Origin of the sequence: Pseudomonas sp. NPDC087185 (assembly GCF_044744955.1) — a bacterium.
GTDB lineage: Bacteria > Pseudomonadota > Gammaproteobacteria > Pseudomonadales > Pseudomonadaceae > Aquipseudomonas.
The window spans coordinates 814896-828044 of sequence record NZ_JBIUZK010000001.1 but is presented as its reverse complement, the minus strand read 5'-3'; the positions used below and the strand labels follow the sequence as shown (position 1 = coordinate 828044).

The 13149-nt window shown below is 63.2% G+C and carries 11 protein-coding genes; 3 read left to right on the top strand and 8 right to left on the bottom strand.

The annotated features are described in order from the left end of the window. Positions 1 to 49 precede the first annotated feature (49 nt). Complete coding sequence (locus ACIPIJ_RS04005; RefSeq protein WP_401072880.1) at positions 50 to 2479, top strand: TonB-dependent siderophore receptor; 2430 nt, start codon at positions 50 to 52, stop codon at positions 2477 to 2479. 58 nt (positions 2480 to 2537) lie between these two features. On the opposite strand, the gene ACIPIJ_RS04000 is transcribed toward ACIPIJ_RS04005, so the two are convergent. From ACIPIJ_RS04000 to ACIPIJ_RS03985, 4 genes are read right to left on the bottom strand one after another with little or no spacing between them, the layout of a single operon-like run. Beyond that, on the bottom strand, positions 2538 to 3695 hold the full coding sequence (locus ACIPIJ_RS04000; protein WP_401072878.1) for a betaine/proline/choline family ABC transporter ATP-binding protein: 1158 nt from the start codon (positions 3693 to 3695) through the stop codon (positions 2538 to 2540). After that, complete coding sequence (locus ACIPIJ_RS03995) at positions 3692 to 4345, bottom strand: ABC transporter permease (protein ID WP_008090677.1); 654 nt, start codon at positions 4343 to 4345, stop codon at positions 3692 to 3694. Before ACIPIJ_RS03995 ends, ACIPIJ_RS04000 begins: the two co-directional genes overlap by 4 nt. Further along, positions 4342 to 5253, bottom strand: coding sequence for a glycine betaine ABC transporter substrate-binding protein (locus ACIPIJ_RS03990; protein ID WP_401072876.1), 912 nt, complete (start codon positions 5251 to 5253; stop codon positions 4342 to 4344). Before ACIPIJ_RS03990 ends, ACIPIJ_RS03995 begins: the two co-directional genes overlap by 4 nt. A 13-nt stretch (positions 5254 to 5266) precedes the next feature. Then, positions 5267 to 5980 carry an ABC transporter permease gene (locus tag ACIPIJ_RS03985; protein WP_401072874.1) on the bottom strand — a complete coding sequence of 238 codons (714 nt, stop codon included), beginning with the start codon at positions 5978 to 5980 and terminating at the stop codon, positions 5267 to 5269. A 522-nt stretch (positions 5981 to 6502) separates the two neighbouring features. On the opposite strand from ACIPIJ_RS03985, the gene ACIPIJ_RS03980 reads away from it, so the two are divergent. Further along, positions 6503 to 8086: a peptide chain release factor 3 gene (locus ACIPIJ_RS03980; RefSeq protein ID WP_401072872.1), complete on the top strand. Its 1584-nt coding sequence runs from the start codon at positions 6503 to 6505 to the stop codon at positions 8084 to 8086. Between the two features lie 79 nt (positions 8087 to 8165). Here ACIPIJ_RS03980 and ACIPIJ_RS03975 read toward each other — a convergent pair whose 3' ends face one another. From ACIPIJ_RS03975 to ACIPIJ_RS03960, 4 genes are all read right to left on the bottom strand, one after another. After that, complete coding sequence (locus ACIPIJ_RS03975) at positions 8166 to 9245, bottom strand: polyamine ABC transporter substrate-binding protein (protein ID WP_401072870.1); 1080 nt, start codon at positions 9243 to 9245, stop codon at positions 8166 to 8168. A 52-nt stretch (positions 9246 to 9297) separates the two neighbouring features. Next, on the bottom strand, positions 9298 to 9639 hold the full coding sequence (locus ACIPIJ_RS03970; protein WP_401072868.1) for a cupin domain-containing protein: 342 nt from the start codon (positions 9637 to 9639) through the stop codon (positions 9298 to 9300). Between the two features lie 31 nt (positions 9640 to 9670). Next, positions 9671 to 11077 carry an NAD(P)/FAD-dependent oxidoreductase gene (locus ACIPIJ_RS03965; protein WP_401072866.1) on the bottom strand — a complete coding sequence of 469 codons (1407 nt, stop codon included), beginning with the start codon at positions 11075 to 11077 and terminating at the stop codon, positions 9671 to 9673. A gap of 65 nt (positions 11078 to 11142) precedes the next feature. Next, positions 11143 to 11952, bottom strand: a complete 810-nt coding sequence (locus tag ACIPIJ_RS03960; RefSeq protein WP_401072864.1) for a helix-turn-helix domain-containing protein — start codon at positions 11950 to 11952, stop codon at positions 11143 to 11145. Positions 11953 to 12212: 260 nt separating this feature from the next. On the opposite strand from ACIPIJ_RS03960, the gene ACIPIJ_RS03955 reads away from it, so the two are divergent. Beyond that, positions 12213 to 13100, top strand: a complete 888-nt coding sequence (locus ACIPIJ_RS03955) for a hypothetical protein (protein ID WP_401072862.1) — start codon at positions 12213 to 12215, stop codon at positions 13098 to 13100. Positions 13101 to 13149 lie beyond the last annotated feature (49 nt).

Genomic DNA, 13149 nt, shown 5'->3' with positions numbered 1-13149 from the left:
ATTTGCATGCGGTTGGCGTTTATCCCGAACTTCAGGATGTCTTGACGACGTGAACAACAAAAAACCTCTGCCACGCTTGCGCGCCCTGGCGCTGGCCCTCGCGGTCAGTGCCGTGGCCGTCGACGGCCACGCCGAACAGGCTGGCGCCGCCATCCATATCCAGGCACAACCCTTGGCTTCGGCGCTGAGCCAGCTGGGCCAGCAGACCAACCTGCAGCTGTTCTACAGCCCAGAGGTTGTGGCCGGCAAACAGGCCCCGGCGGTGTCCGGCAACCTGGCGCCGGTGCAGGCGTTGCAACAGTTGCTGCAAGGCAGCGGGTTGACCTTCGAAATGTCCCAGGACACCGTGGTGGTAAAGCCGCTGCCGACCACCCTCGACTTGGGCAGCGGTAGCCTGGAGCTGGCGCCCACCGACATCAAGGTGGTCGGAGACTGGCTTGGCGATGCCGACCAGGCCGTGGTGCAGAACCACCCAGGCGCACGCACCGTGGTGCGTCGTGAGGCGATGGTGGAAAAGGGCGCAATGAACGTGCGTGATGTCCTGCGTGGTATCCCAGGGGTACAGGTGCAGGACTCCAACGGCACCGGTGGCAGTGACTTGTCGTTGAACGTTGGCGTGCGCGGGCTGACTTCGCGCCTGTCGCCGCGCTCGACCGTGCTGATCGATGGCATCCCGGCCGCCTTCGCCCCTTATGGCCAGCCGCAGTTGTCGATGGCGCCGATTTCCTCGGGTAACCTCGACAGCATCGACGTAGTGCGCGGTGCAGGCTCAGTGCGCTATGGCCCGCAGAACGTCGGTGGGGTGATCAACTTCGTTACCCGGGCAATCCCGGAGAAGGCCTCGGCGGAGCTGTCCACCACCCTGGAAACCTCACAGCACGGTGGCTGGAAGCACACCGAGTCGGCCTTCGTCGGCGGCACCGCCGACAACGGCATGGGCGTGGCGTTGCTGTACACCGGCGTGAACGGCAACGGCTACCGCGAGAGCAACAACGGCAACGATATCGACGACGTTATTCTCAAGACCCACTGGGCACCGACCGACGTCGATGAATTCTGGCTCAACTTCCATTACTACGATGGCCGCGCCGACATGCCCGGCGGCCTGACCCAGGCGCAGTACGACAGCAACCCGTACCAGTCGCTGCGCGACTACGACTACTTCGCCGGCCGGCGCAAGGATGTGTCGTTCAAGTGGCAGCGCCAGCTCGACGAGGCCACCCAGTTCGAAGTGCTGACCTACTACACCGACAGCTTCCGCGGCAGCGCCATCGCCTCGCGGGACATGAAGACCTTGTCGTCGTACCCGCGCAACTACCACACCTTCGCCATCGAGCCACGTGTGTCGCGGATCTTCTTCGCCGGCCCGACCACCCAGGAAGTGAGCGTCGGCTACCGCTACCTGAAAGAGGCCATGCGCGAACAGTCGACCCGCCTGGCGCTGATCGACAACGTGCCGACCGTGACCCCGACGTCCGACGGCCATGTGTTCCAGGACCGCAGCGGCGGCACCGAGGCCAGTGCCTACTACATCGACGACAAGATCGACGTCGGCAACTGGACCATCACTCCGGGCATTCGCTTCGAGCACATCAATACCGACTGGCGCGACCGCCCGGTGCTGGACGCCAACAATCGCCCAGTGGCGGAAAAGAAGCGCAGTATCACCAGCAACGAGCCGCTGCCGGCGCTGAGCGTGATGTACCACATCTCCGATGCCTGGAAGGTGTTCGCCAACTACGAGACCTCGTTCGGCAGCCTGCAGTACTTCCAGCTGGGCCAGGGCGGCACCGGCAACAGCACGGCCAATGGCCTGGAGCCGGAAAAGGCCAAGACCTACGAGGTGGGCACGCGCTATGACAACGGCGGCTTCGCCGGTGAGCTGACGGCGTTCTACATCGACTTCGATGACGAGTTGCAGTACATCAGCAACGAGGTGGGCTGGACCAACCTGGGCGCCACCAAGCACCAGGGTATCGAAGCATCGGTGCGCTATGACCTGGCCGGGCTGGATCCGCGTCTGGAAGGCCTGTCGGTGAACGGCGGCTACACCTACACCCGCGCCACGTACGAAGGTGAGATTCCCGGCTTCAAGGGCCGTGACCTGCCGTTCTACTCACGCCAGGTGGCCACTGCCGGCGTGCGTTACGAGGTCAACCGCTGGACCTGGAACCTGGATGCCTATGCCCAATCCAAGCAGCGTGCACCGGGCACCGGGATCAACGCCGATGGCAGCTTCAACGGTGACTACATCACCGAGCCGAGCGCCGATGGGCAGTATGGCGACATCCCGGGTTACGTGACCTGGCATGCGCGTGGCGGGTATGACTTCGGGCCGAAGATGTCCAACCTCAAGGTGGCGGCAGGCGTGAAGAACCTGTTCGACAAGCAGTACTTCACGCGCTCCAGCGACAACAACGCCGGCCTTTATGTGGGTGAGCCACGGACCTTCTATGTGCAGGCCAGTGTAGGGTTCTGACCTGCAGTGCTCCAATCGCCGGCTTGCCGGCGATTGGAGCGCAATGCGCTCCCCGTAATCAGGAAACCGCCGCCTCGGCCGGCGAAACGATACTGGTCTTCGCCCCGCGCGATCGCCCCGAGCTCAGGTAAGCCGCAATCGACTCCTGCGTCACCTCGCCCAGGAACACCTGCTCGGCATCCAGCACCGGCAACCACGCCCGGTTGAACTCGTACATCCGCGACAACAGGATGCGCAGATGCTCATCGTGCGAAGCCGTGGCATTGAACTGTCTCAGGAACTCCCCGCAGGTGCCTTGCTGGCGGTGCATGTCACGCCGGCGCACATAGCCCAGCGCCTTGTTCTGTGCATCGGTCACCACCACGTAGCGGCGGTCGTGCTCGTCCAGCAACTCCAGCGCATCGCTGACCGGCGTCTGCGGGCTGACCGACGGTGCGTTGTCTGCAGCATCCTCGGCCCGCACCAGCAGCAGGCGTTTCAGCGTGCTGTCCTGGCCGACGAAGTTGCTGACGAAGTCATCCACCGGGTGCGCCAGCAGGGTGTCCGGGTGGTCGAGCTGCAGCAGCTTGCCGGCGCGGAAGATGGCGATCTTGTCGCCCAGCTTGATCGCTTCGTCGATGTCGTGGCTGACCATGATCACGGTCTTGTTCAGCGCCCGCTGCATCTCGAAGAACTCGTTCTGGATCATCTCGCGGTTGATCGGGTCAACCGCGCCGAACGGCTCGTCCATCAACAGTACCGGGGCCTCGGCCGCCAGCGCACGGATCACGCCGATACGCTGCTGCTGACCGCCAGACAGTTCCCGCGGATAACGTTGCAGGTACTGCTTGGGTTCGAGCTTGATCATGCTCATCAGCTCGCGCGCGCGGTCGTGGCACTTCTGCTTGTCCCAGCCGAGCAGGCGCGGCACCACGGTGATGTTCTCCTCGATGGTCATGTTGGGGAACAGGCCGATCTGCTGGATCACGTAGCCGATGTGCCGGCGCAAGGTAACTTCGTCCAGGCCGGTGGTGTCCTCGCCGTTGATGAACACCTGGCCGGAAGTCGGCGTGATCAGGCGGTTGATCATCTTTAGCGTGGTGCTCTTGCCGCAGCCCGAGGGGCCGAGGAACACGCAGATTTCGCCTTCGTTGACGGTCAGGCTGACCGAGTCGACGGCTTTGACGTCCTTGCCGTTGACGTTGAAGGTCTTGCTGAGGTTCTTGAGTTCGATCATGAGCGCAGTCCTTCTGGAGTCAGGGCACGTTGCAGGGTTTGCAGGAGCAGGTCGGCGATGATCGCCAGCAGGCTGACCAGCACGGCGCCGACCAGCAGCATCGACATGTCGCTGCGGCTGATGGAGGTGAGGATGAGCACGCCCAGGCCACCCGCACCGATGGTTGCGGCAATGGTCATTACGCCGATGTTCATCACCACGGCGGTGCGCACGCCGGCGAGAATCACCGGCACGGCGATGGGCAGCTCGACCATGCGCAGGCGCTGGCCGAAGGTCATGCCGATGCCGCGTGCGGCTTCACGGATGCCGGGCTCGACGTTGGTCAGGGCCAGGTAGGTGTTGCGCAGGATCGGCAGCAGCGAGTACAGGAACACGGCAGTGATCGCCGGCAGGGGGCCCAGCCCCTGGCCGAACTTGGAATAGAACGGCAGCAGCAAGCCGAACAGGGCGATCGACGGGATGGTCAGCAGCACCGTGGCACTGGCCTGCAGTGGCCCGGCGACGGCCGGGAAGCGGGTCATCAGGATGCCTAGCGGCACGCCGACGAGGATCGCCAGGCTGACGGCGATGCCGACCAGCATGATGTGCTGCCAGGTCAGTTGCAGTACCTGGGCCCAGTCGAGGTGGGCGAACGTGTCGAGCAGGCTCATGGCTGGACCTCCTTGAGGGGGTGCTCACGCAGGAACGCGGCGGCAACGGCGGTCGGGTTCTGGTGCTCGACATCGACCTTGGCGTTGAGCTGGCGCATGGTCTCGTCATCAAGCTGCTCGGCCAGAGGCTTGAGCAGGCCGACCAGTTGCGGGTTGGCGTCGAGCACGGCCCTGCGCACCACCGGCGCCGCGGTGTAGTCGGGGAAGTAGTGCTTGTCGTCTTCGAGCAGCTTGAGGTTGAACGCGCTCAGGCGCCCGTCAGTGGTGTAGACCAGGCCTGCGAACACCTGGTTGTTGTGCATGGCGGTGTAGACCAGGCCCGCGTCCATCTGGCGGATGTTGGCGCGGCCGACTTGCAGGTCGTACAGGTCCTTCAAGCCGACCAGGCCGTCCGGGCGGTTGGCGAACTCGGTGTCCAGCGCCACCAGGTGATTGCGCTTGCTTTCGTCACGCAGCACCTGGTTGAGGTCGCTGATCGAGTTGATCTGCGGGTAGGCCTCGGCGACCTGTTTGGGCAGGCCCAATGCATAGGTATTGCTGAATTTTGACGGGGTCAGCCAGATCAGGTCTTTCTTCGCGTCCAGTTCCTTGACCTTGGCATAGGTGGCCTCGGCGCTTGGCATGCGCTCGTCGATGTGGTTGTAGGACACCAGTGACACGCCGGTGTACTCCCACATCAGGTCGAGCTGGCCGGTTTCCTGGGCCTGGCGGGCGATGCTGCTGCCAAGGCCGGTGGTTACGCGCACGTCAAAGCCATTGGCGCGCAGGTATTGGGCGGTGATTTCGGCGAGCACGGTCTGTTCGGTGAACACCCGCGCGCCGATGCGCACCAGTGGTTTGTCCGCCGCCTGGGCAAATCCTGCGAACAACAGGGCCGCGCCCAGCAGCAAGGCGATTCTCTTCTTCATACGTTCCCTCTTCTTATTGGGCCAGGCCACGTTCCAGCCAGCGCTTGCTGGAGAAACTCACCACGGCATCCAGCAGCAGTGCCAGCAGCGCGGTACAGGCAGCGCCCAGCAGCAGCTGTGGCTGGTTGTTCAAGGCAATGCCGGGGAAGATCAGGCTGCCCAGGCTGTTGGCGCCGATCAGGAACGCCAGTGGCGCGGTACCCACGTTGAGCGCCAGGGCCACGCGCACACCGCCGACGATGATCGGCACGGCATTGGGCAGTTCCACCTGCCACAGTTGCTGGCGCGGGGTCATGCCGATGCCGGTGGCGGCTTCCTTGAGCGAGGCGGGGACGTTTTTCAGGCCTTCGTAGGTGTTGCGCACGATGGGCAGGAGGGAGGCGAGGAACAACGCGAAGATCGCGGGCCCGGCGCCGATGCCCAGGACACTCAGGGCGATGGCCAGAACGGCCAGAGGGGGGATGGTGTTGCCAACGTTGAAGAACTGCATGAAGCGCTCGGCTTTGTCGACCCTGTGCGGTCGACTCAAGGCAATGCCGGCGGGAATGCCCACGGCCAGCGCCGCCGCCATCGAAGCCAGCACCAGTACCAGGTGCGCTTGCAGGTAGAACCCAAGATCTTCGCGGTAACGCGCGATCGTGTCGATGCCGATCCAGTGGATCAGCAGGGCCAGGATGACGAGCACGGTGGCGCATCCCAACAGCCCTTTTCCGTAGCGTGTAGCCACAGGCGGACTCCTTGTGTTGTCGGCGAGCACACTCTTTTTTTGGCCGGCCATACCTGGCAGCGAGTGGTGTGTTCGCGAGTAGCAGCGTGAAGCAACCGAAGGCTGCGATCAGGCCATGAGCCGAACCCCGTCGGGCCCGAAAAAGCTGATGAAACCAGTCCCCAACCGAAGCGGGTTGCAGGGGAGTGGACGTCTCCGAGGGCGTAAAGGTTCCCATCTGAGGCGGCATTTGGCCAGTGTTAATCACTGGGTGGGTGGAAATTTGGCGAGAGAAAACAGCGACTTAATGCGCTGAAGGCGTTGAAATAACTGGCCTGTGGCCTTTTGTCAGTGCTGGCCTCTTCGCGGGTAAGCCCGTTCCTACAGGGACGGTGCTGTTTGCAAGGGCGCCACCGTTGCTGTGCTAGCGGGTTTACCCGCCAAGAGCCCGATACAGGCAACCGATGACTTGGGCTTTGGCCGAATGCCCCACTTCAGGTATGATATCGCCCCTTTTTGAATCCCCCAGTCAGGCGATTTCCCATGACCAAACAGGCCGCCGAAGTCGCGAAGCGCCGCACTTTCGCCATTATTTCCCACCCCGACGCCGGTAAGACCACCATCACCGAGAAGCTCCTGCTGATGGGCAAGGCCATTGCCGTCGCCGGTACCGTGAAGTCGCGCAAGTCCGACCGCCACGCCACCTCCGACTGGATGGAAATGGAGAAGCAGCGCGGCATCTCCATCACCACTTCGGTGATGCAGTTCCCGTACCGCGAGCACATGATCAACCTGCTCGACACCCCCGGCCACGAAGACTTTTCGGAAGACACCTACCGCACCCTGACCGCGGTGGACTCGGCGCTGATGGTGCTCGACGGCGGTAAAGGTGTAGAGCCGCGGACCATCGCCCTGATGGACGTCTGCCGCCTGCGCGACACGCCGATCGTCAGCTTCATCAACAAACTCGACCGTGACATCCGCGACCCGATCGAACTGCTCGACGAAATCGAAGCGGTACTGAAGATCAAGGCTGCGCCGATCACCTGGCCGATTGGTTGCTACCGTGACTTCAAGGGCGTGTACCACCTGGCTGGCGATTACATCATCGTCTACACCCCGGGCCACGGCCATGAGCGTACCGAGGTAAAGATCATCGAGAAGCTCGACTCCGATGAAGCCCGCGCGCACCTGGGTGACGAGTACGATCGCTTCATCGAGCAGCTCGAGCTGGTACAGGGCGCCTGCCATGAATTCGACCAGGACGAGTTCATCAACGGCCAGCTGACCCCGGTGTTCTTCGGTACCGCACTGGGTAACTTCGGTGTCGACCATGTGCTCGATGCCGTTGTCGACTGGGCACCTCGCCCGCTGGCCCGTGTGGCCCATGAGCGCACCGTGGAGCCGGTTGAAGAGAAGTTCTCGGGCTTCGTATTCAAGATCCAGGCGAACATGGACCCGAAACACCGCGACCGTATCGCCTTCATGCGCATCTGCTCGGGCAAGTACGAGAAGGGCATGAAGATGCGCCACGTGCGTACTGGCAAGGACCTGCGCATCGGTGACGCCTTGACGTTCTTCTCGTCCGAGCGTGAGCAGCTGGAAGAAGCCTTTGCCGGCGATATCATCGGCCTGCACAACCACGGCACCATCCAGATCGGCGACACCTTCACCGAAGGCGAAGCGCTGGGCTTTACCGGTATTCCGCACTTCGCGCCGGAACTGTTCCGCCGCGTGCGCCTGAAGGATCCGCTCAAGTCCAAGCAGCTGCGCCAGGGCCTGCAGCAGTTGGCCGAAGAGGGCGCCACCCAGGTGTTCTTCCCGGAGCGCAGCAATGACATCATCCTGGGTGCGGTCGGTGTGCTGCAGTTCGACGTGGTCGCCAGCCGCCTGAAGGAAGAGTACAAGGTGGAATGTGCCTACGAGCCGATCACCGTCTGGTCGGCACGCTGGATCAGCTGCGACGACAAGAAGAAGCTCGAGGAATTCCAGGTCAAGGCCATGGAAAACCTGGCCATCGACGGTGGCGGTCACCTGACCTACCTGGCCCCGACCCGGGTCAACCTGGCGCTGATGGAAGAGCGCTGGCCGGACGTCAAGTTCCGCGCGACCCGCGAGCACCACTGATCCTCAGAAGCCAGATCAGGCAGTTGTGTTGTCTGATCTGGCCTCATCGCCGGCAAGCCCCGTGAAAACTACACGGGGCTCAGTTCCCGGCTTTGATACTGGTCCAGATCCGGGTGCGAATACGGTCGATCTTGGCCGGCATCGCCTCCAGTGCATACAGCTTGCCCATCACCTCGCCGCTGGGGTAGATCATCGTATTGCCCTTCATCGCCGGGTCCACCAGGCCGTCAGCCTTGAGGTTGCCGTTGGCGTACTGCACATGGTTGCTGATGTTGGCCATCACCTCTGGCTGCAGCAGGTAGTTCATGTATGCGTACCCCGCCTTCTCATCCGGCGCATCGGCCGGCATGGCGACCATGTCGAACCACATCGGCGCGCCTTCTTTCGGGATCGAATACCCCACCTTCACGCCATTGTTCGCCTCATCGGCGCGGTTTTTCGCCTGCAGCACATCACCCGAGAAGCCGACCACCACGCAGATATCGCCATTGGCCAAGTCGCCGGTGTACTTGGATGAATGGAAGTAGCTGATATACGGCCGCACCTTCATCAGCAGGTCCTTGGCCTTCTCGTAGTCCTTCGGGTCCTGGCTGTGATGCGGCAAGCCGAGGTAGTGCAAGGCGATCGGCAATAGCTCGGGGCCGTTGTCCAGCACCGCTACACCACAGCTTTTCAGCTTGCTCATGTACTCCGGCTTGAAGATCAGGTCCCACGAGTCCACCGGGGCATTGTCGCCGAGCACCGCCTTGACCTTGTCGATGTTGTAGCCGATGCCGGTGCTGCCCCACAGGTAGGGGAAACCGTACTGGTTGCCTGGGTCGTTCACTTCCAGCGCCTTGAGCAGCACCGGGTTGAGGTTGTGCCAGTTGGGCAGCTGCGACTTGTCCAGGCGTTTCAGGGCCTTGCCTTGCACCTGCCGGGCCATGAAGTGGTTGGAGGGGAACACCACGTCGTAGCCGGAGTTTCCGGTCATCAACTTGCCGTCGAGGGTTTCGTTGCTGTCGTACACGTCGTAGGTCGGCACGATGCCAGTGGCTTGCTGAAAGTTCTTCAGGGTGTCGGGTGCGACGTAGCTGGACCAGTTGTAGATTTTCACCGTGTCGGCGGCGCTGGCCACGCTGGCGGCCAGCATCAGGGGTGCGAGGAGGAGGGTGCGCATGTCGGGTTTACCTTGCGTTGTCTGTTGTTATCGAAGGCAGGCGATCAGCGGATCAGAAAATCAGTACATAGGTCTTGCGCACGGTCTCCAGGATGTCCCAGATACCCATGCTGTTGGCCGGTAGCATCAGTGCGTCTCCGGCTTCTATGGAGAGGGGCTCGCCGCCGTCGGGGGTGAACGTGCAACGGCCCTTGATGATGTGGCAGAACTCCTGTTGCACGATCTGCCGCCGCCAGCGCCCGGGCGTGCATTCCCAGATGCCTGTTTCGACGCCATCATTACGCTCCACGCAGGTGACCGAGGCCACTGCAACGGGCTCGCCGAGCGGTACTGCGACCGGGTTGGAACTGTCCAGCACGGCGCTGTCGGTGTGTTTGAACTGGGTAATGCTCATGACCGGTGGATCCTGTGTAGGTGAAATTGAGTCAGTGCATGAAGCCTTCCATGAAGTCCGCAAGGGAGCTGGCCAGGCGCCGCCTCCACGGCGCGCTGGCGGGGTTGGCGAGGGTCCGGTCCTCGTGGACGAAGCTCTGGATGATCGCGTTGTAGCCCAGCCAGCGGCAGGGTTCGGGTGGCCAGGCGGCGAGGCTCGACACGGGGCGGTTGTCGAGCACCCAGGGTTGTGCGGTGAGTTCGTTGTGCTGGCCCAGCATCAGCGCCGCCAGGGTGCGCCCGCCGAGGTTGGTGGCACCGACGCCCTCGCCGCCGTAACCGCCAGCCAAGGCAATGCCGCGCTGGCGGTCACACAGCATGTGCGGGCGGAAACGCCGCGCCATGCCCAGGTTGCCGCCCCAGGAATGGGTGATGCGCACGTGCTTGAGCTGCGGGAACAGCTCGCTGAACAGGTAACGGCGCAGTTCGACTTCAGCCTCGTTCAGGGTGAAGTCTTCGCGTAGCCGTCCCCCGAAGCGGTAGCCGCCGCGGGCGCCGAACACCAGGCGGTTGTCGGCGGTGCGTTGGCCGTAGGTGACCTGGCGGCTGCTTTCACTGAAGGCCTGGCCCTGAGCAAGGCCGATCTGCTCCCAGGTCGATTCGGGGAGCGGTTCGGTCGCCACCAGCAAGCTCTGCACCGGCAACTGATGTTTGCCCAGCGGCGGCAGGCTGGCGGCGTAGCCCTCCACGGCAGGCACCATCCACTGGCAGCGGACGCGCGCCAGCGGCGCACGCACTTCCCCGGGCTGCCAGTCGACGGCGGGGGTGTTCTCGTAGATCGGCACGCCCAGCGCCTCCACCGCTCTGGCCAGGCCACGCACCAGCTTGGCCGGCTGGATGGTCGCGGTGTGTGGGCTGTAGATCGCGCCGTAGGCGTTACTCACGCGCAACTGCGCATCCAGCTGTTCGGGGCGCAGCCAGCGGTAGTCATCCTCGGTCATGCCTTGGCGGTACAGGTCGTCGAGGTAGGCGCGCAGGCTGCGCTCCTGTTCCGGGTAGCGGGCAGCGCAGTACAACACCCCGCCTTTGCGGTAGTCGCAGTCGATGGCTTCACGTTGCAGCACGGCGTGCACTTCATCGGGGATGCCGTGCAGCAGGTCGATGCTGGCGCGGCGTTGCTGTGGCGACAGCGTGGCGAGCAGGCGGTCTTCGCCGAGCAGGTTGCCCATCAGCCAGCCGCCATTGCGCCCGGAGGCGCCGAAGCCGGCGATGTTGGCTTCGATCACCACGATGTTCAGGTGAGGCGCCTGGCGCTTGAGGTAATACGCGGTCCAAAGGCCCGTGTAGCCAGCGCCGATGATGCATACGTCGACCTCGAGGTCTTCGCGCAGCGCCGGGCGGGCACACAGCGGCTCGTCGAGCTGGTCCATCCACAGGCTGAGTGTGCGCAGGGGTTGCATCGGGTTTGGCTCCACAATCCGTCAAGGTCTGTGGGCGATGCTAGTGGCGTTGGGGGAGGGCTGTCCTACGTGCGTGCACGCAGGGAAATTTGCTTGAGGTAGGCCTTGGGCGTAAGCCCGGTGTGTTCGCGGAAGCACTTGTAGAACGCCGACAGGGAATTGAAGCCGGCGCTGAACGCCAGGTCGTCGATGGTCGCTTCGACGCGGTCATCGTCCAGGCTGGCCATCAAGTGCTGCAGGCGGGCCTGGTTGACGTAGCGGTAGAAGCTTTGCCCGAGCACCTGGTTGAGCAGGTATGAGATCTGGTTGCGGCTGTAGCCACTGGCATCGGCAACTTGCTGCAGGTCCAGTTCCGGGTCCAGATAGGGGCGCTGGCGCTGGAAGTAGTGCTCCAGGTCCTGGGCCATGGTCGACAGCTGCCGCGGCGACAGGCCCAGGCGGCTGGTGGCCGGGCGTGGGCCGTTGCTGGCCAGGCCCCGGCTGTTCTGGCGGACCAGCGTGGCGTACTCGTTGACCCGCCAGATCAGGCCGTCCTTGACCGTGATTGCCTCGCTGGACTGGAACGCCACCAGGCCCTCGCCGCCTTGCACCGTGACCTGGTACTGGATGAACGCCGTGCAGCCGTCGACGCGGATGCGATCGCTGTGGACGATATCCTCGCCAGCTTCATGGGGCAGGCAGGCGCGCACGTAGTCGCGCAGCTCGCGGTAGCCGAGCACGCGGTTCTGGAAGAAGTCGTGGTACTGGACCTCGGGGTGATAAAGGGCGATCACGCCGTCGAGGTCGCGGTGCTTCCAGCACAAGTGGTAGCGCAGCACGGTGTCGGCGGTGATTGGCGTCTGCTCGGGGCCGTCGGGGAGGGGGGCTGGAGTCATTCGGAGATAGTGCCGGGAGCCAGGATTGCAGGCAAGTGAGTACTGGCCTCTTCGCGGGCTTGTTCCGCGAGGAGGCCGATACTCATTGCATAAACCCTGAACGATTAGCCGCAATCCGGGTGTTTTGCACGATCCTTGAGTATTGCGCTTAGCTAACCCGTTGATTCGCTTGAATGTCATTTTTTGACACAAGTGGCACAGCCCCTGCACCGGTTACAGGGCGACCAGGACCTGTTGCTCACAACAAAGGCGAACACATCATGATTCCTTCTGCCGATTACCCGTATGCCGATACCCAGTCACGCTCAGGCGTGTCCTGGGCAGCGATCTTTGCCGGTGCCGCTGCTGCGGCGTCCCTTTCCTTGATCCTCGTGGTGCTCGGTGCAGGTCTGGGCTTTGCCGCCACCTCGCCTTGGGCCAATGAAGGTGCCAGCGCCAAGGCGTTGGGCATTTCAACGATCATCTGGTTGCTGTTGACCCAGATTCTCGCCTCCGGTCTTGGCGGCTACATTGCCGGTCGGCTGCGGGTGAAGTGGGCGAACTTGCACGGTGATGAGGTGTACTTCCGCGACACGGCCCATGGCTTCCTGTCCTGGGCGGTGGCCACACTGGTGGCGGCGATGTTGATCGTTGGCACAGTCGGTGGCCTGGCCGGCGCCGGCGTGCAGGCCGGGGCAACTGCGGTAGGGGCTGCCGCCAGCATGGCACCCAAGCCTGATCCCAATGGTTATTTCGTCGACAGCCTGTTCCGTAGCGACGGCCCGGCTGCGGTAAGTGATGACGCCGCCAACGGCGTTGCGGCGCGGATCATCGCCAGGTCGATTACCGAAGGCACCCTTGCCGAAGGCGATCGCGCTTATCTCGCGCAACTGGTGGCGCAACGGACTCGCCTGAGCCAGGCCGAGGCAGAGGCGCGCGTCGACCAGGTGTTCGCTCAAGTTCAACAAGCCAAAGTGCAGGCGAAACAAGCTGCGGATACGGCTGCCAAGGTAGCGGCATGGACCGCCCTTTGGACATTTGTTGCGCTGTTGTGTGGCGCGTTCTTTGCCAGCCTTGCGGCGCTGTACGGTGGCCGTCAGCGTGATCATGTGCAGTGGCTGGAAGGGGATGAAATGGGTTACACCGCGCGTCGTACCGTTCAACGTTGAGTAAGGAGAAACATCATGCGCTCATTACTGCTGTGGATGCTTGGGGTAC